Annotated in this window: 15 protein-coding genes and 1 pseudogene; all 16 read right to left on the minus strand. The window is 26.5% G+C overall.

The window, feature by feature from the left end; genetic code table 11:
* Positions 1–21: 21 nt before the first annotated feature.
* Positions 22–447 (minus strand): annotated as a pseudogene (gene tnpA / locus ACYUDJ_RS03050) (IS200/IS605 family transposase).
* Positions 448–874: 427 nt separating this feature from the next.
* Positions 875–1,501, minus strand: a complete 627-nt coding sequence (locus ACYUDJ_RS03055) for a hypothetical protein (protein WP_460289497.1) — start codon at positions 1,499–1,501, stop codon at positions 875–877.
* 428 nt (positions 1,502–1,929) lie between these two features.
* On the minus strand, positions 1,930–2,949 hold the full coding sequence (locus ACYUDJ_RS03060; protein WP_460289498.1) for a restriction endonuclease: 1,020 nt from the start codon (positions 2,947–2,949) through the stop codon (positions 1,930–1,932).
* Positions 2,950–3,155: 206 nt separating this feature from the next.
* Entirely contained in the window at positions 3,156–3,515 is a 360-nt protein-coding gene (locus ACYUDJ_RS03065; RefSeq protein ID WP_460289499.1) for a hypothetical protein, read from the minus strand.
* Between the two features lie 44 nt (positions 3,516–3,559).
* Positions 3,560–3,874 carry a hypothetical protein gene (locus tag ACYUDJ_RS03070; RefSeq protein WP_460289500.1) on the minus strand — a complete coding sequence of 105 codons (315 nt, stop codon included), beginning with the start codon at positions 3,872–3,874 and terminating at the stop codon, positions 3,560–3,562.
* A 337-nt stretch (positions 3,875–4,211) separates the two neighbouring features.
* Positions 4,212–4,433, minus strand: a complete 222-nt coding sequence (locus ACYUDJ_RS03075) for a YdbC family protein (RefSeq protein WP_460289501.1) — start codon at positions 4,431–4,433, stop codon at positions 4,212–4,214.
* Positions 4,434–4,450: 17 nt separating this feature from the next.
* Positions 4,451–5,617 carry a restriction endonuclease subunit S gene (locus ACYUDJ_RS03080; protein WP_460289502.1) on the minus strand — a complete coding sequence of 389 codons (1,167 nt, stop codon included), beginning with the start codon at positions 5,615–5,617 and terminating at the stop codon, positions 4,451–4,453.
* A 12-nt stretch (positions 5,618–5,629) separates the two neighbouring features.
* The gene (locus ACYUDJ_RS03085) at positions 5,630–7,165 is read right to left on the minus strand and encodes a type I restriction-modification system subunit M (protein WP_460289503.1); all 1,536 of its coding nucleotides are present in this window, start codon (positions 7,163–7,165) and stop codon (positions 5,630–5,632) included.
* Between the two features lie 139 nt (positions 7,166–7,304).
* The gene (locus ACYUDJ_RS03090; protein WP_460289504.1) at positions 7,305–10,055 is read right to left on the minus strand and encodes a type I restriction endonuclease subunit R; all 2,751 of its coding nucleotides are present in this window, start codon (positions 10,053–10,055) and stop codon (positions 7,305–7,307) included.
* Between the two features lie 818 nt (positions 10,056–10,873).
* Positions 10,874–12,541: a DUF262 domain-containing protein gene (locus ACYUDJ_RS03095; protein ID WP_460289505.1), complete on the minus strand. Its 1,668-nt coding sequence runs from the start codon at positions 12,539–12,541 to the stop codon at positions 10,874–10,876.
* 90 nt (positions 12,542–12,631) lie between these two features.
* Positions 12,632–13,249 carry a DUF4435 domain-containing protein gene (locus ACYUDJ_RS03100; RefSeq protein ID WP_460289522.1) on the minus strand — a complete coding sequence of 206 codons (618 nt, stop codon included), beginning with the start codon at positions 13,247–13,249 and terminating at the stop codon, positions 12,632–12,634.
* A gap of 224 nt (positions 13,250–13,473) precedes the next feature.
* Entirely contained in the window at positions 13,474–13,866 is a 393-nt protein-coding gene (locus tag ACYUDJ_RS03105; protein WP_460289506.1) for an AAA family ATPase, read from the minus strand.
* A complete protein-coding gene (locus ACYUDJ_RS03110) occupies positions 13,863–14,024 on the minus strand; it encodes a hypothetical protein (protein WP_460289507.1) in 162 nt (53 codons plus the stop codon). The genes ACYUDJ_RS03105 and ACYUDJ_RS03110 overlap by 4 nt, the downstream gene beginning before the upstream one ends.
* 564 nt (positions 14,025–14,588) lie before the next feature.
* Entirely contained in the window at positions 14,589–15,758 is a 1,170-nt protein-coding gene (locus tag ACYUDJ_RS03115) for an HNH endonuclease domain-containing protein (RefSeq protein ID WP_460289508.1), read from the minus strand.
* 52 nt (positions 15,759–15,810) lie between these two features.
* Complete coding sequence (locus ACYUDJ_RS03120) at positions 15,811–17,766, minus strand: GTP-binding protein (RefSeq protein WP_460289509.1); 1,956 nt, start codon at positions 17,764–17,766, stop codon at positions 15,811–15,813.
* A gap of 573 nt (positions 17,767–18,339) precedes the next feature.
* On the minus strand, positions 18,340–19,926 hold the full coding sequence (locus ACYUDJ_RS03125) for an AAA family ATPase (RefSeq protein WP_460289510.1): 1,587 nt from the start codon (positions 19,924–19,926) through the stop codon (positions 18,340–18,342).
* Positions 19,927–20,137 lie beyond the last annotated feature (211 nt).

Genomic DNA, 20,137 nt, shown 5'->3' on the forward strand with positions numbered 1-20,137 from the left:
ACCCTTAAAAGGGTTGATATACTATTTAATACTTATTTGGTCAGCTATCAAATCCTCTTTTTGCTGATTTTTTATATATTCTTCAATTGCTTTTTTATTTTTTCCTACTGTATCTACATAATATCCTCTACACCAAAAATATCTATTTCCATATTTGTATCTTAAATTTGAAAATCTCTCAAATATCATTAGACTACTTTTTCCTTTTAAGAATCCTACAAATCATGATACACTTATTTTCGGCGGTATTGATACAAGAATATGTATATGATCTTTACATGCATTAGCTTCTATTATCTCTACTCCCTTCCATTCACATAACATTCTCAGTATTTTTCCTATCTCTTTTTTCTTTTCTCCATATATTTCTTTTCTTCTATATTTAGGTGCAAACACTATATGATATTTACACCTCCACTTAGTATGTGCTAAACTATTATTGTCCATTTTGGGCAATACCTCCTTTGATTCTAGATTGGCTAGCGAAACCATATCTATTTTATCAAAGTGAGGTATTTTTTTTCAACGCTTAAGCTTTTCTGAACACACCTGCATAGCAGGTGGTTTTCTCTGTAGACAATAAAAGGACCAGTGATTAACTCACTAGTCTCCCCAAATCAAACATTAATGTTATTTCATCAATACCTTTATTTTTATATTTATTTAAAGTTTTTTCATTAATAGAACACTTAGTACAAGCTTCATTCTATGAGCATTTTTCTATAAATATTTGTTTTACAACATCTTTAATTTTGGATTATAGCCTATCTATGCAGTAATTTAATCTTGTGATTTCAAATTCTGTAGCCTTTATTTACATACCCCAGGGATACTTGAGAAAAGCCATTTGAGCTTGCTTAATATTCATCATCATTTATTTATTCATTATTTTGTTTTTTAATATAAATATAATTACTTCAAATATCAGTATAATACCTACTATTGTTCCAATAAAAGTATTCCGGTCAATATTTATAACTTTAAAAATAATAATAATAATTCCACATGCCACTAATAATGATGTAGAAATTGCATATGCTCCTTGTCTTATTAAATTGTTCCTAATATTTTCCTCTTCAAAATCTATATTTTTATGATTTTGATATTTATAATTTATAAGCTTTAATTTTAAACTTTCAATATTGATTAAAATATCATTTAAATCCTCCTCTTGTATATCTATATCTGAACTAATCTTTTTAATTACTTTATAAGATCTATCTAGTCTTTTTTGTATTTTTTCATTTTTCTTGTTAATTTTTGATAAAGACAAAATTATAAAATTAATACAATATAAAAATATAAAAATAGCTACATTTAAACTAATACTTAAAATTAGTAACTTCATAAACTCTAATCCTTTAAATAGTTTATTATTATAGCAATATAAATATATATAGCTAGGAGTAACTATAATAAATATTGTCATAATGACAATTTCTATTTTAGAATATTGTTTTCTAATAAAAATATTTTTAATAATTTCTATTAACTTATCCAATAAAACCACCACCCTAAAGCATTATATTTCTACATTTTACTACCATTTATTTTATTTATCTTATTATTTAAACTAACTCTACATTCATAATTTATTTATCTCCTTACAGCTCATCATAATATCAAAATCTAACATTTTTACCAACTTACTATTTTATTTTTTATTAACCCTACAACGCATTTTTATTTTCATAAAAATAAATATTTTAATCCCTCCTTAATTTTCAGATTTCCAGATTTAATAAATTATTATTACTTTTAAAAAAGAACGTACCATTTTGGCATACTAATAAAAAATTAAAATCTAAAAACTATTATTATATGGAATCCCACATAGCAATTCTTATTTAATACTGAAAAACAAATGCCATCCCAAACAACTCTTAAGATAGCATTTATTGCTTAATTGTATTTTATTTTTGAACTAGCTTACTCTTCCACATTCAACATCCATACCCTTTTTAAAGGTATTTCTGTTTTTATTTCATCATTTAATTTATCATAGTTTGCAAAAATCTCTTCAATTATATTTTTGGAATCCCATAATCTAACCTTAAAGAATTGTTTAGGAATTTCTTTAATAACAGATGTTTTAAACCCACTCCATGAAACTAATAATCCATAATCAGCACTATAATTACTCATTGTACCAATAAGTTGATCTAAAGTAGGTCTATCTACTGGGTCATTTTGTGTTTTTACTTGAACACAAATCTTAGGTGAACCAAATCCAAGAGTATTTGCTGATGCTAATAAATCAACACCTTGATCTGAACCTTCGGGACTCCTATATGTTGTAAATCCTTTTGCTTTAAGGATTTCATTAATCAAGTTTTCCATTTTATGCCCTTTAAACTTCTGTATTATTCTTTCAGAAATCCTATCAAAAATATACTCATCTAAATCAATAGTTGCTGGTTCTTCTGGATCATTCACTGACCCTTTAAAACTTATAGGCTTAGCATTCCAATTATTTTTATACATATTCTTTATTCTTTCTTCTGCATTATTTTTATGAATTTTACACACAGTCATAAAAGCTCCTAATGAATATAGAATATCCTGATCAAACCGCTCTCTTGGAACATCCAATGCAAACCATTTTACATCTCTATAATGATAATAAGGGTTTCCTAGAGATTCATCATATTGATATTCTCCCACGATTTCACCAAAGTGGATTGTTCTATTAATTTTACTCGGTAACACTATCCAATCCCCTTTTTTCATTCTGTGCGCTATTGGCCATATCTGTGATGCCCAATTAATTGCAGTTTTTTCTTTTTTAAGGTTATAATGCTCAATAAGAATTTTATATAAATCTTCTTTAGACTTTATAGAATTTAGATTTATATTCAAATCATCCCAAGTTAAATATACTCTTTTTTCATTTATAAATTTATTTTCATATTCCCCATTTTTTCCTGCTCTAAATAGCCATATACTCATTAAATATTTCCCCAATCTGTTATTTATATACGTTTAAAAATTTATTACTTCAGACAGACTTTCTATATTTTTATATTAATTTTAAGATTTATATTTCTATTAATTTGATATAATTTTTTATCTAATAGAATGTTGTGAACAAGCAACACTTATTTTATCTGATTAATTAAGATTATTTATACTATTTATAAATGAATTTAATCCTTTTACAGATAATATATCGCTTTTAATCTTGGACTTATAGTAACTGAGTCAATAACATTTTCTTCAATTCCTAGCTCTATATATGGGACAATCCTATCATTAATTATTCTGTGTTTTACAATGTTTAACTGATCACAATCAATAATATTATATACTATTCTAAATTCATTTTCATAAGAAAAAGATTCATCCTTAAATAACACCATATAATCTACAAATTCACTTAATATTCTCTGCTGCATTTCTATTATAGGAATAGATTTTATATCTTCTGGATACGTTAGTCTAAAGTCCCTTGATAAATCTATTCCTTTTAAAAGTTCGTAAATTTTTCCCTTTTGTAAACTCCTATCATATACCACAAAGTTTGTAGGTCCAAAGAATTGTCTATTATAATTATTTCTTGCTAAATATATTTTTTATTATTAGTAGTAGATATATATACTTTTTCCTGCCATCGTGCGTCAAAAAATTTATCATAAGTAATTTCTAAGTTATAACCTTTTCCCTTAGAATACATTTCCCATAAAGGTAATGAATCTGAATCTTTTGTAAAACTTAGAATAAATGTATTCTCTAATATTTTATCCGATTCTCTTTTTAATGAATCAATAAATTTTTCATCTATACCCATAAATCTGGTTTCTTCAACAACTTTTTTTAAAACATCATAGAAATAAACAAGTTCTTTTTCATCATTTAAAAGATCACTTTTTGTCATCCAAAAACATTTATTTTTGATAATATTATATACTCCCTCTACTCCAGTATAGTGGTATATTTTTTTGGTCTATAATCCTGCCCAATACACTTCGCATATGTTTTATATATATCATTAATTACTTCTTCTTTCTCATCCATTAATAATCCCCCTTTAAATTTTTATATCATTATTAAAGGAATACTTAAGTTTGTCCAATTTATCCCATTAATGATTATAATTTAATTATCTTCTTTATCTATAACATAGTTTTGTTTTAATATTCTCACGTTTTATTACTAACAAATCCTACAATTCTAAATTTTATTCATCATATTACTTATCATAATTATAAATATTATAGTTGTATATTATTTAAGATATCCTTAAGCTTTTTCAATTCCTCAACTGACAAAGTAATTCCTTTCCCCATCTTTTCATGTTCTGGTGTCCAATCTCTTAAGTCGTACTTAGGATTTCTTCCATTCCAGCTAATTATATTTAATTCTTTTGTCCATCCTTTTGGTGATTCTGAAAGAGTACCTACAGATTCTTTAATTTCAAACTTTATTTCTGCCATTTGGGTATACCTCCTTATTATACAAACATCTGTTGAAGCAATCCTTTTTTCAATTTTTTTAACAAGTCTAACTTTTCTTTTTCTTTGTTTAATTTGTCATCTATCTTGGATAGAAAATTAGCTATTTTTTGTTGTTCCTCTAGCGATGGTATATAATGTAATGTTTCAAAAAAATCATTTACACTTATATTTAGAAGTCCGTGGTTTCTAGCTCCCTCAACTGCAATCATAGATATTTCTTTATGCCAACAATTAGTTTCAAAATAATGTACTAAGAAATTCGAATTTATTCCTTTTAATATTGAAAAACATATATACAAGCTTGATAGCACTCCCATATTATAATTATCTAAACGCTTTATAGCCCCACATGGATAACCAGTTGAGTAACTTTTATTATATGCAAACTCTCCTTTGTATAATAAAAAATAATTTTCTAAATTTGAACTTGCAACTGTTTTATTAAAAAATGTTTCTTGATCTACTAAACCATATTGTGCTGAAATAGTAAGTGGTAACGTTGATATAAGTGATTTATTTCTTCTTATTACACGTTGAACTATTTCATTCAATTTTTTATGTTCCCACTCCGGATACTCTTCCCCATTATCCCCCTTAAATCTAATCTCCTGAGAAAATATCTTCTGCATTATACCTTTTTTATAATCTTTAAGAACTTCTACTTTTTCTTGTTGCTTTTGAATCTTTTTATCTATTAAAAAGAAAAAGTTGGCTATTTTTTGTTGTTCTTTTAAACTAATATCAGGAATTTTCATTTTAGTAATCATTTCTCTTCGAACTGAGTCAACTGAAGTTTTTGCATTATATTTCATAGCCTCTTTGCAAAAGTTTTTAGCAAAGTACTGATAAAAGAATTTACCGTTATATTCTTTAAAGTCGCTTATTTTATATACTCGTTGGTGAAAATCAAACCTTCCATTAACATAATGAAACACTTTACCAACTCCAACCCCATCACCAACCGTTAATACTGCCTCACCTTCAAATGAAAATGTATTTATTCGTTCTATAATTGGTGATCTAACATAGAATGGATACTGACCATTGTCTATTTTATCTTTAGTATCTTTGCTACCTGTACTTACATTTGCAATTTTTTCTACAGTAGTTTCTTCCCACTCTCCACTAAACTCAGGAAATCTTAATTTTGGTGTTTTATTCATATAATCACCACCCTATATTCCAAGCTCTTTTAAGAAAACTTCAAGCTCTTTATCAATATCAGCTATTTCTTTATCAATGTTTTCTATTTTAATTTTAACTTCATCAATATCAATAGGTTCTTCTTCTTCAAAGGTATCTACATATCTTGGAATATTTAAATTATAATCATTTTCCTTAATTTTATCTAAAGTAGCTTTGTATGCATATTTATCTACAGTTTCTCTTTTTACATAGGTTGAAATTATTTTTTCTACATCTTTATCTCTAAGTACATTTTGATTTTTACCCTTTTCAAACTCTCTTGATGCATCTATAAACATCACATTGTCACTATTTTCTCTGCTCTTTTTAAATACTAAAATAACTGTAGGTATACTTGTTCCAAAAAATATATTAGCTGGAAGCCCTATCACACCATCTAAGTAATTCTTTTCTTCAATTAAATATTTTCTTATAAACCCTTCTGCAGCTCCTCTAAATAAAACTCCATGAGGAAGTACCACAGCCATTGTTCCACCTTCATTTAACTGATAAATCATATGCTGTACAAAAGCATAATCTGCTTTTGATTTTGGAGCAAGTTTCCCATAGGCTGAAAATCTTTCATCATCTAAAAACTTTTTATCTGCACTCCATTTAGCAGAATAAGGTGGATTTGCAACTACTGCATCAAATTTCATATCTATATGCTGAGGATTTTCTAATGTATCATCATTTCTTATATCAAATCTTTGGTAAGATATATCATGCAGTAACATATTCATTCTAGCTAGGTTGTATGTTGTAGAAGTTAGCTCCTGTCCATAAAAGTAACGAACATTTGCTTCTTTGGAAACTCTTAAAAGTAGTGAACCAGAACCACAGGCTGGATCATATACGCTTTTTAAATCCTTTTTTCCTAGGGTAACAAGCTTTGCAAGTATTTTTGAAACCTGTTGAGGTGTATAAAATTCCCCTGCTTTTTTACCCGCTGTTGCTGCAAACTGAGATATTAAATATTCATAAGCATCTCCTAAAACATCAATTTCTGCATCATCATGTTTAAAATCAATTTGTGAAATATTCCCCATTACCTTTGCTATAAGATTTGATCTACTTTTAACATCACGGCCAAGCTTTGTTGACGTTAAATCCATATCATCAAATAAGTGATCAAAATCATCTTGACTTTTATGTCCTAGTGTTGATTCTGTAATATCATTTATAGCTCCTTGAAGCATTTCCACATCAAAGTTTCCAGTTTCTATTTCTTTCATTAAAGAAGAAAATAAATATTTAGGTTCTATAAAGTATCCTATTTGAGCTAATAGTTCCTCCTGAAGAGCTTCTCTATATTCATCATCTTCCCAAGCTTCCCTATAAGATATATTGTCCTCTTTTAAAAGATTTTCTGCTCTACCTTCTACTTTTTCTGAAAGATATCTATAAAATATTAATCCTAATATGTAATTTTTAAATTCATTAGCTTCCATATTTCCTCTTAAATCATTTGCTATATCCCATAATCTTGCATGAAGATTAGCCTGTTGTTCTCTACTTACTGACATTTTAAATCCTCCTTTAATAATCTTTAGTTATTATAAAATCACTATTTAATTATATTATATTTTTAACACTAATGTATATTTTTCTTGCAAAAATAGTAGAAAGCACTTACCTTTCTACTATCTTTTAAGATAATATTATTTAATTAAATTTCTCCACATGATTTTTAATAAAAGTAGTCATTTCTCTTAATACTTTTTTTCGTTTTAATAATTTTCCTTCTATATTATCATTCATATCTTTACGATCTATCATTCCGCTGTATTCATATTCTGAAATATAATCTTTAAGTTTTTCCTCTTTAACTGCTGCTTGCTCTGAAAAGGCTTTTATTTCTTCATTTCTTTTAATATCTTCAAAATTTCTGTAAGCATCATCAATAGAATCTTCTTCAGTAAGATTTGGAACTACTTCTTCAAGGAATGATTTTAATAAATCTACCTTTAATCTTAAATGTTCACTATCTGCCCTATCTAATTCTTTAATAATATGTTTTATATCTTTTTCTTTATTTTCTTTATCAGAGAAATCTATATTTCTTATTAAATTCATTATATAATCTACATTTATTTTATCTGTATGCATAAGCTCAATGCCAAAATCAATATCATCTAAAATAGAAGCTTTTCCCTCTTCATCATTTTTAAGTGAATCATAAATAGCCAAATACTTACTTTTAAAATCTTGATAAGTTTGTTCATTAATTAAAAGTTTATCTTCATCAAATTCAAATTCTACAAAAGTTTGTAATTTTATAAGTATTTTCGATAAATCCCTAAAAGCTACTATAAATTCTTTTTTCTCTTTTTCACCTTCAATAAAATCCACATCTTCTGGTCTTGGAACTATCTTATATAAGTTTAGTACACTTTCTTTAAAAGCTTTTAAGTAATGATTATAACTTTTCATAAGAACTTCATTAGCATTATCTGTTAATGAAAATAATTTTATAGCTTCATCTGTCTTTTTCTTTAAGTTTCTATAACATACAATATTTCCATAAGGTTTTGTAGATTTGTAAACTCTATTAGTTCTTGAATAAGCTTGTATTAATGAATGATATACTAAATTTTTATCTACATATAGTGTGTTTAATGTTTTGCTATCAAATCCTGTTAAGAACATATTTACAACTATGAGTATATCAATTTGTCCTGATTTAACTTTTTTAGATACATTAGCAAAATACCCTTGGAATGTATCTGTAGAATATTTTGTATCAAACATTTCATTATAATCTTTAATTATTCTCTCTAAGCTATCTCTTGAATGTTCATCTTTCCCTTCTGCGTCTTCATTTGCTCCATAACTAAATATGCCTGTTATTTTTAAATTATGATCTAATTCTTTAAACTTATCATAATATTTTACAAGCATTTCAATACTTTCAACTGCAAATATAGCTGTATATTGTCTATCTTTTGTTTTCTTATTATGATTTCTAATTATATCCTGTGCAATTTGTGATATACGCTCATCATCCATAAAAGCTTCTTTCTTATCAATAGCCTTTACTTTAGTCCCATCATTTTCATCAAACTGACCTTTAAAAGTGGATATATATTCAACTGAAAATCCTAAAACATTATTATCTTTTATAGCATCTTTAATAAGATAACTATGAAGCATTTCATCAAACAAATCTGCTGTAGTACGCCCGTCTTGACTTTTATTTTCTTTAAGTATAGGTGTTCCTGTAAATCCAAAATACTGAGCCTTTTTAAAATGCTTTTCGATAGCTGTATGCATACTTCCAAACTGTGATCTATGACACTCATCTATAATAAATGCAACTTTTTCATCTTTGTATTGCTCCATTATCTTTGTATATCTAGGTGACTTTATAGCATTCGACATCTTTTGTATAGTAGTTACTATAAGAGGTTTGTTTACGTCTTTTATTTGCTTTATTAAAGTGCTTGTCTTATCTGTAGTATCTACTGATTCTTGTTCGAATTTATTAAATTCATTTATAGTTTGGGAGTCTAAATCTTTACGATCCACAAGGAAAAATACTTTCTTTATCTTAGGTTCTTTTGAAAGTATCTGACTTGCTTTAAAGGAAGTTAAAGTTTTACCACTTCCTGTTGTATGCCATATGTACCCATTATTGTTTGTTTCTAATGCTCTATTTATAAGAGCTTCTACAGCATATATTTGGTATGGTCTCATTACCATTAGTATTTTTTCTGTATAATTTATTATCATATAACGAGCAATAATTTTAGATATAAAACTTCTTTCTAAAAATGTATCTGTAAAATCATTTAAATTACTAATTCTTTGATTTTTTTCATCCGTCCAAAAGAAGGTATAAGTATATAAAATATCTCTGTCACTATTGGAAAAATATTTTGTATCCATACCATTACTTACTATGAATATTTGTATATATCTATATAAACCTTGATAGGAGTGTTTTCTATAACGCTGTATTTGATTAAAGGCTTCTTTAAAATCTACTCCTCTTCTCTTTAGTTCTATTTGAACAAGTGGAAGTCCATTAACTAATAATGTTACATCGTATCTATTAGTATATTTTCCTACTACTGTTGTTTGAGTAGTTACTTGGAATATGTTTTTATACCACGATTTAGAATTAAAAAATTCTATGTAAACTTCTGAACCATCATCCCTTTTTAAAGGCCATTTATCTCTTAAAATCTTTGCACCTTCAAATATACTTTTACCTTCAATCTTACGCATAACACGTTCAAATTCTTTATCTGTTAAAGGTGTCCCTCCAAGTTTTTCCTTATTATATTTGTTAAGTTGTACTCTGAAATTTTTGATTAACTCTTTTTCACTGCTTATTTTAACCTTATTATAACCTTTACTTTCAAGCTGTTTTATTAAATGTTTCTCAAGCTCTGCTTCGCTTTGGTATGCCATATTAACCCCAATCCCCCTTATTACTGTTTACACTGCTGATTAATTTACATAAAATTTCTATGGAAATAATTCATATATTACCATATTAACGTAATTATTATACCATAAAATATTTTATTTATATAATGTTCTACAATTTATACAAATACTACAAACCCTATCTTAAAACTTTATAATTAAAAGCTTAAGATAGGTTTTAAGATGAAAATATAAAAAACAATACTATTTCTACTCTCTTATTATTCTATTATAAGTATTTTTTCCTATAATTACATTTATAATAAGGTTCAAATCCTTTTGAGAACATTTAACTACAATTAACATCTCATCTCACCAATCCCCATCTGCTCAATACTTGCCTACACTATAACATAACCTATGCTCTATAATTTAATTTGAATTACTTTTACATTAAAATTAGATCTATTATGATTATATTTAAGTAAATATCCAGGATAACTTTTTCGCTTAAAAATTTATTTGCAAAAACATATAGTATTAATTCAACGCCATACTTATAATCTCTATTTACATCTAAAACTAAATCTATAATTACATACTTACTTATATTTTCTATTTTATAGTATTATTATATTTAGAATAAAAACTAGCCTAATATTAATATACTAAGCTAGTATTACTTTAAAATAAGATCACTTCATTTATCAATCGTATCTTTTTCCCATATAATTGTTCCATTACATATGTTCCTTATATGTCTAAATTTATTTGAATGTTCACAACCCCCGGGATTCTTGCAAAACCCTAATTGAGCTTGCTTAAAACGTGTATCTTACCAATTAAAATTTCATTATAAATTAAATACTCCATCTATGTATCGCAAATTCACAAAGTTCTTCTTGTCTTTTATTAATATTTTCTACACTCCAATTATCATATTTGCATATATCATTTGATATTGAAATTTTAGATTTTTTATACATACTCTTCTTTTCACCAAATAATTTATTAGATATACTCCTATTATACTCATTAAATAATAAAGTTAAATTACCAACTCTATTCAAATATTTTTCACAAATTTCTGTTGTTATATCCCATTCTCCTTTCTTTTTTGGCATTATATGTTCTAAATGAATTTTTTGGTTATCCTCTATTACATAAACTTCATTATTTATAGAATTATTTATTTCTCTAAGTACATATTTAGCCACTGGCACTGACTTTATTATAAAAACTCTAAATGAATTCCTAAATTCTTCATCACTAATAGTATTTCTTAATATCTTTTTATAAATATCCTCTGTATTAATAAGTTCTTTTTCATATATACCATGAGCAATCTTTGCAAAAAGTACTTCATATTTATTTGCAACCTTACCAGCAAGAACACAATTTCTAAATATTAAAACTTCGATTTTTTGTGCTACAAATCTTATATCTTGCTCACTAAAATTCATATTAACCATTGATAAAATTATCGGATAAAAAGAACTAGCTTTTAAAGTCTTCAAATTAGAAAGTATTTTATTTAAATCATTATCTAAAAAATAAATCTCTTCATCAGGATTTACCATACACTTATAGACTTCTGACATTTCATATAAATTTTGTATGAATTCTTCACTTTTCTTTGGTGTAAAAATATATTCTCTTATCCTTTTATATAAATCTTTCTCTCTTGTAAATTCTGATATTGAATTCCAATAATGCCTTATAAACTTTGTAGTATCAATTTTATCCAAGTTATCTATAGTCTGTTGCCATTTTTCTTTTACTATGCCCAGGCTGTTTCCAGATATCCTAAACAAATGGTTCTTTAACAAATCAGATGTTTCTAAATCCTTTCCTCTGGCATTTAATGTTTCAAATATAATAAATGCTTCATTTATATCATCAGTTTCTACATACATAATTTTAAAACACTCTATAAACTTATTATAATACTTAGTTACTTCTTCATATTTAGCTCTATAATCAGAAAAACTTTCTATTTTTTCTTTCATTTTATTTTTAAAATAATAATACGCTTTTTTTATTCTTCTATGCGACTCTTTTTCACACTCTTCTTCTAATAATGGATAACCTATTTGAATGTTTTTCATGTAATACTCTCTATCTATTTTACCTAAATGAAGTCTTAATTCATTTTCTTCTTCTGACCATCTGCCAATATATTTTAATCGTATATCTTCTAATTTATTTCTAGCACTGGCAAGCTTATAATTATTATATATTTCTTCATATATATTTCTTAATACTGCTAAAAATATAACTGATGTACTTGTCCTCTGCTGACCATCGATTACATATTTTTTACTTTCCTCTATAGAATTATGGATAACAATTTGTCCAAAAAAATGTTGTTCTCTGTTTTCCTTAATTGAATTCTCAAGATCTTGCCAAAAATCATCTATCTCTATATCTTCTACCCATGAATATTCCCTTTGATAATCCGGAATAAAATATATACCATCTTGCAAATATGATCCTATTGGTCTGAATGCAAAATTTTGAATCCCCATTTTTCTCCCACCTTTTATCTGTTTTATATACACTTATTTTTCATTTTAATTTTTTAATCCAGTAATATAAAATTATTAGAATTACTATATTTAATTTATACTTGGAAGATAGTTTTTTAAGCCTTCTATTATTTTAGATTTTTTACTACTTCGTAATAATCTTATTACTAAATCCGAGTATTCATTATTCTGAAGTCCAAAAAATCCACCTACACTTTTGTAAAGTCCTTTATTATTAAAATATTTTAATATATTTGCATAGTTTTTCTCTTGATTTAATCTATCAAATTGTTCTTTTTTATCCATAAAAATTTCATCTACTTTTATCAATTGTGCTATTTTATCAATAGCCAACTTGATTTCCTGCTCATTGCCTTTGTTAACATCATATATGCTTAATTTATATTTTATTTCACTAACTACTGCATTTTTTATTTGTGTTTCAATATTTTTTTTAAATAAATCTATCACAAAATTTTTAACTTCTTTCACATCATTTTCATTTCGTACTAATTGTTCGGCTATAACTTTAAATATTTCTTCGATTATAAATAGATTCTCAACCTCGGCTATATATAATGTATAAATCCCATCTTTCATAAGTGACTGTATTTCTTTTCCTGTTCTATAATCCCTATCTACTAGTCCAAAAACACTTAAATGATGTAAGTGATTATGCTTTCTTAATGCTTTAGTAGATTCTATAATTTTTTATGCAACTTTCACATGGAATTACAGAATAATCAGAATAAAAATGTTGATATAAAGAATAATCTAAACTTTCTCTCTTTCCTTCTACAAATAATACATTCTTTCTTGTCCCTAAAATTTCTAATAGTAATTCTTCAGGTACATCATCACCTCCATTAATAAACTCATAATTCCAATCATTATTTCCAAAATATTTATGTACTCACAGTTTCTTTGAATTTTTATGTGCTGTCGCAAATTGAATATCCTGAGTTATATATATAAAATAAGCAATCTTTTTTATACTCTTCTAGCTTATCCCAGAGCCTATTCATAATAGATTTATGCAAATGAACTTCCGGTTCATCTATTATTATAATAGATTGACTTGGAGCACATAATGTTTGTGCCATAAGGTATAATACAACTCTTTCACCATCGCTCATTTCTGTCCCACTATAATTACAACTATTAAATGTTGCTGTAACTTTTGCATCTTTTAAAACTAATTCTCTATGTGAAAATATATCCTTCCATATTTTTATTACCCTATCAACATCTGATTCTGGAACTCTTGCCTTTGGTTCATTCCTTTGTTCCTTCCGTTTACATTCATCAACATAATCTTCGTTCAACTTACTTTTTTAACAAATAAAACTGACAATACTTTATCATAATCATTTAATAGTGTTGTAGTAAACTTTCCCCAATTCCATCTTTGATTTTTTCGATTATCTTTATTTTTCCAATCTCCATAAAACAAATCATCTTCAGCTTGTTCATAACTTTTCATCTGAATATAGTCTGGAACTATTAGGGATCTTTGTGCTGAAATTCTATGTGTTTTATTAGCATTTTGAATCTCTATCCACGCACCTAATCGGCTTTTTCCAGAACCATTTGCTCCAATAATTATAATTGATTGTTCTTTTATATCAAATTCTTTTACAGTTACTTCTTTTTATGGCAACGTAATTTTCATATTTCCAACACCTCCAATAGTTATACATAATAAATATTATATGATTAATACTCTCTTATTTAAATATATATACATCTTTTTCTATTATATATTTTATTTTTATTTTTTTCTACATTTTACCTTATTTTTGTGTATATTAACAAAAGTCCTCAAGCGCATATCAACACTCAAGGGCTCTATCCAACTATATTTTCGTTTCTCCCTGTTTCCTAATCCCGTATCAAGAAACATATACTATTTTAACCATTTTCTAAGCCTAGATATATGAATACTTCTAACTGTGTTTCCTTTTAAGCTTTACTACGCACTCAATGTGCCCTGTATACATAAACATATCTATCAGCCATCATATCCAAAACTTAGCTATATACCTCTCTAAAACACTCTATCCATCACCTCAAAGCCTTGATTCTCAGCTATCTGATAAAGTGGTGAAATACATTGCTTTAGTTTCTTAATAAAGTCTTCTTTAGGCTTGTACTTTAAGTATTCTTGGAAGTTTTCTATTCTTAAAGCATCTATATAGCTTTCTAAATCTTTTTGCTTTCTTTTTTCTAAAATATATGTAACTGCCATATACTGCATATCACAAAAATCATCAATATATCTATTATAATTAAGCAACTTATCACTTTTAGAACTATTTATATTTTTAAATGTTGGCACAAGATTCCACATCTCATCATGAAGTACAAAACTCCAAGGTATAAAGTGATCTATACTAAGGCCTCCATAAATTTCATAGTTCTCTTTTGTAAAATCTTTACCTGTATAAATGTCTTTAGGCCCCTTTGAAACAATAATTTCTTTCCAAATCTTTGTAGCTGAAGCTAAATCTCTATTTTTAGGTGCTTCAAGCTTAAAGGCTATAGCTGGAACATTGGGATTCCTTTTTTGAAGAAAACATACAAGTTTATAATATATCCAAGATTTTATTACTCTATAATTTTCATTAAGATACTGAGCCCAATATTCATTTATTAAAATTCTATTTTTACCTTCTTTAGTAATCTTATAAAAACATGTATCACTTTCTACTGATAGCTCTTGAATTATTTTATTTATGCTACTCTTGTTTTTACCTTTAAGGTCCTCTGTAAAAAATGGCGATAGTAATCTATAGGGAACCATACAAGTTAAATCCCTCATCATTTTTTTAAGTTCCTTATCTTCACTTTCACATAAGAATTTTAAAAGTTCATTTTCATTACAATTTGAAGCAAATCCATATTTTAAAGCTACATAATTTATAGGCTTTTGTAAGTTATCAAAAACACCAAAACTTAATTTATATTGCATAATAGGATACCAAGCTGCCACTATCATTCTAGCTACTATTTTATTAAATTCTATTTCAGTATTTCCTAAGGTTACTTCCTCTAATATTCCAAAAATCCAATACATTTTGTAGCTAGCAACAACTTTATCATCATCAAGTAACCTAGAAAAGGTTCTTGAATCTACCTTATTACTTTTAGGTACCATAGCTGCATCTATTTGTTTAACTAATACATCACTAATTGAATTTTCCAAAACATTATTCATATATTTCTAAGAATCACTTCTTTAGTAATTCTTTTTCCCCCTTATTCTATATTTATTTCAAACAATGCATATATTCTTCTGCCTCATTATACTTAACTAAAAACGCTTGTCCTTTTGAACAAAAGATTGAAGTTGAAGTATACTCAATATCTGCATTTTTATCATAGCCTATCTTTTCTATAACTTCTTTTTCATTGTGACAAATATCATATCCATCAAATACAAAATTAAATTTACCCTTCCCTTTTGTAAAAGAGATAAACTCTACACTATAATTCATAAATGTTGCAACTGGTCCTCTTCCTTTTATAATAGCTTTATTATGGATTGTTTCTGGAGGATTAAAATCTCCCTTTAACTTTTGGATATCTGATAAAATTCTTCCCATATAATCTAATGGCACTTCCATCTTTAAAGAATAATAAGGCTCTAATAATACATTTTTAGCTTTTTCTAATCCCTGTCTTAGAGCTCTAAAAGTAGCCTCTCTAAAATCTCCTCCACTGGTATGTTTATTATGTGCTCTTCCAGTTAAAAGCGTTATCTTTATATCTGTTATAGGAGAGCCTGTCAAAATTCCATGATGATCTCTTTCAAAAATATGAGTTTTTACTAAATTTTGATTACCTACTGTTAAATTATCTGTATGGCATAAATTTTCAAATGTAATGCCACTATTTCTCTCGCCTGACTCTACTTTAAGATGGACTTCTGAGTAGTGACCTAAAGGTTCAAAATGCCCATAACCTACTGATGTATCTAAAATAGTTTCCTTATACAATATTTCACAAGGGCCAAAATCTATTAATATACCAAATCTTTCTTCCATCAAATTCTTTAAAACTTCTAATTGAATAACACCCATAATATAAACCTGAATTTCTTGAAATTTTTCATCCCAGATTATATTTAAAGAAGGATCTTCTGATTCTAAAATTTTAAAATATTTTAAAACATCCTTTACATTTAAGCTTTCATCAAATATAACCTTTGATTTTAAAGTTGGAACCATATTATATGTAGCTTTATCCTTCAAAGTTCCAATTCCATCACCTATATTAGCAGCACTTAAGCCTGTTACTGCAAAAATCTGTCCTGCTTCAGCTTTATCTACATTTATATATTTATCTCCATTATATATTCTTATTTCATTAACCTTCTCACAAAAATCATTTTCAATATTAGGTAAGGATATCTCTTCTTTTACCTTTAAGCTGCCACTTAATGCCTTTATATAAGTTAATCTATTGTTTTGTTCATCATGTCGTATTTTATATACTCTTCCACTAAATTTTTCTTCTTCATTATATTCTGTATAGGTTAAAAGATGTAGATTTTCTAAAAAATCTTCTATGCCTATATCCTGTAATGCTGAACCTATAAAACAAGGGAAAAGCTCAGTTTTCTTAATGAGTTTTTTCATAGACTTTAACCATAAACCTTTTTCATAATTATCTTCTAAATATTTCTCTAAAAGATATTCATCCTGCTCCGCAATAAATTCTATAAGCTCAGGTGAAAGCTCATCACTATTTAATGGTTTATCAATAAAACAAACCTTTTTAGTAAAATTAAGTTTTATATCTTCAATTACATTTTCAACATTAGCTCCCACTCTATCTATTTTATTTATAAAAAAAAGAACAGGAATATTGTGTTTTCTTAAGAGATTCCATACTGTTTCTGTATGGCCTTGTATTCCTTCAACTCCACTTATTATAATTACAGCATAATCCATAACCTGAATGGCTCTTTCCATTTCAGATGAAAAATCCATATGTCCTGGAGTATCTATAAGATAGTATGCAGAATCTTTATAATTAAAGGTTCCCTGCTCTGAGAATACTGTTATTCCTCTTTCTTTTTCAATTTTATGATTATCTAAAAAAGAGTTTTTATGATCTACTCTTCCTCTATTTTTAATACTTTTTGTATGATATAATATTTGTTCTGCAAAAGTAGTTTTACCTGCATCTACATGTGCTAATATTCCTATTGTCTTATTCATAATTTATCTCCCATTATAATTTTGATTCTAATAACACTATTATATTACCATAGAATAAACTACTTAAGCCAGAAACATAACTTTATAATAATTTAATAACTATATAAATTATTTAATATTTTTATCATAGGTATTGTGTATTAATGTATCAAAGAATTGTATTATATTGTAGGAATTTTTTAGGTTTACTTTTATTTTTACTTTACATAATTATATTTAAGTAATCTAACTCCATGTTTCTTATTTTTTCTGCTTTATGCCTTTAGCTTTGCCCCTATATCCACTCTCATCGTTCCTTATTTAACTAAATCTTTCCCTTTATCCTCAGCCGCTCTTTACTCCCTCTTTGAAAAAAATCGAAGTATCGTGAAGAGTAGTCATTTGGTAAAAATCAACTTAATAATTAGAAAAACAAAAGCTCCCACAACGTGAGAGCTTTTAAACTTAAAACATATCTATATATTATTTAATTATTCCATGTTCACTTATTAATATAAAATCAATAAATAATGAATGTGATTTTAATATTATATATATATTCTTAATTTCTTCTATATCAATCCTACTATCATTTTAGCAATAAACTTCTATTATTTTTTTCCTATGCTCTTCTATATCCACATAGGTTTCTTCTGCTATGCCTATTAAGCTTGCAGCTTTTCTAAAGTCAAATATTAAAAGATATCCTTCCTCTAATCCGTACTGATCTAAATATTCTCCTAACTGTATCAACCCTTTTTTATGATATTCTTCTCCCCTCCATATTTTAAGTTCTAGAATATACATTTTTTTATTATAGGTTATAACTATATCAAATCTTTTTTCTTCTCCACCCTTTACCTCTTTAAATGCAAATCCACTGCCATTTATAATAGGACTTAAAAAGGCTAAGAAAACTAACCTACCATCTTCCTCTAGGAAAGCCTCTCTCTTTCGTGAATACTCATGCTTCATAAACTCTTGAAATTTTAATAATACTTTTTTAATATTTAAAGTTCCATCTTTATTTAAATATTTTTCTCTTTCATTATAAAGTCCCAAATTCATTTTAGTTTCTATTAAAGAAATCATGTAATTATATATTCTTTGTTCATATATTCTATTATGAATCTTGACCTTCCCATTTGAATTTTTAAATATTCCGTATATTATTCCCATGGTTATTAAGGAATTATCTTGATTATAAGTAATTTCATATCCATCTAAAATTATCTTCCTTACTAATTCTTGTAATTCTTTGTTGTTTTCTATATTCTTAATTAAACTATCAAAGTTAGTATTGCTATCTTTTAAAAGTTCTTTTACTGCTAACTCTAAGTATTCTTTTTCCCATTTCAATTCATTTTTAGGCATTATTTTTTCATCTATGATTTTACAAAGTTTACTTACTAAAAAAGGATAACCTGAAGTATAAAAATATAGCTTTTCTCCAAAATATTCTTTATCCAAATCTACTTTTTTATTTTCAACATAATCATCTAACATAGTTTTTATTTCATCTATAGAAAAGCTCATCTCTACATCAAAATCCGAAGCTATGTTCCATGGACTATTATATTTATGTTCTTCATCAGATCTAATTTTTAATTTTAAAGTCTTAACATCATGTACTCCTGCTAAAATTACACTATGGAAAGTATAGTCTCTTCCTTCATTTCTTAATAAATATTTACTTCTTAACATCCCTAAAAAATCCAAGAAAAGTTGATTATTACTGCTTTTATCAACCTCATCTATTATTAAAACCACTTTTTTTTCTGCGAATTCAATTAAATCTGTTATAAAACCATTAAACTCATTCATAGTAGTAATTTCATTCTCATGATTTTTAATAAATTTATACATTTCTTTGTTAGTTGAAAACCTAAAATAATTCACCATTTGCATCATTATACTACTTAAAAATTTTTTAACTTCACTATATCCCTCTGTATCTATAGCTTCAAAACTTATTTTTATAGGTAAGTATTCTTCCATACTATTTAGTCTTTTCTCTAATAAATATAATGTAGTTGTTTTTCCATACTGTCTTGGTCTATTTATAATAAAATACTCTTCATTATTTACTAATTTTAATATACTATCTAACTTATTTGATATATCTACCATATAGTGCTTTTCTGGTATACAGGTTCCAGTTACATTAAATCTCTTTTCCATATAACTTTCACTCTCCTCACACTATTATATTACCATAGAATAAACTATTTAAACAGAAAAAGAGTATCCCACTTTATTAGTGAAATACCCCTTGTGATAAATCATATTCTGCATATTTAAGTAGCAATTTTTTAATTTCATCCTCTGAAGATTTTTCAAATCCAGTATTAGTAATTTTATATTTTATTGTCTCTAACTTTTAAAAGTGATG

This window comes from Clostridium sp. CTA-6, assembly GCF_054768115.1.

What these genes read in the sequence shown, in the direction of transcription:
- ACYUDJ_RS03060 (WP_460289498.1), bottom strand. Translation starts at nt 2,949, where the DNA reads ATGAGTATATGGCTATTTAGAGCAGGAAAAAATGGGGAATATGAAAAT.
- ACYUDJ_RS03070 (WP_460289500.1), bottom strand. Translation starts at nt 3,874, where the DNA reads ATGACAAAAAGTGATCTTTTAAATGATGAAAAAGAACTTGTTTATTTC.
- ACYUDJ_RS03075 (WP_460289501.1), bottom strand. Translation starts at nt 4,433, where the DNA reads ATGGCAGAAATAAAGTTTGAAATTAAAGAATCTGTAGGTACTCTTTCA.
- ACYUDJ_RS03080 (WP_460289502.1), bottom strand. Translation starts at nt 5,617, where the DNA reads ATGAATAAAACACCAAAATTAAGATTTCCTGAGTTTAGTGGAGAGTGG.
- ACYUDJ_RS03085 (WP_460289503.1), bottom strand. Translation starts at nt 7,165, where the DNA reads ATGTCAGTAAGTAGAGAACAACAGGCTAATCTTCATGCAAGATTATGG.
- ACYUDJ_RS03090 (WP_460289504.1), bottom strand. Translation starts at nt 10,055, where the DNA reads ATGGCATACCAAAGCGAAGCAGAGCTTGAGAAACATTTAATAAAACAG.
- ACYUDJ_RS03095 (WP_460289505.1), bottom strand. Translation starts at nt 12,541, where the DNA reads ATGGGGATTCAAAATTTTGCATTCAGACCAATAGGATCATATTTGCAA.
- ACYUDJ_RS03110 (WP_460289507.1), bottom strand. Translation starts at nt 14,024, where the DNA reads ATGAAAAGTTATGAACAAGCTGAAGATGATTTGTTTTATGGAGATTGG.
- ACYUDJ_RS03115 (WP_460289508.1), bottom strand. Translation starts at nt 15,758, where the DNA reads ATGAATAATGTTTTGGAAAATTCAATTAGTGATGTATTAGTTAAACAA.
- ACYUDJ_RS03120 (WP_460289509.1), bottom strand. Translation starts at nt 17,766, where the DNA reads ATGAATAAGACAATAGGAATATTAGCACATGTAGATGCAGGTAAAACT.
- ACYUDJ_RS03125 (WP_460289510.1), bottom strand. Translation starts at nt 19,926, where the DNA reads ATGGAAAAGAGATTTAATGTAACTGGAACCTGTATACCAGAAAAGCAC.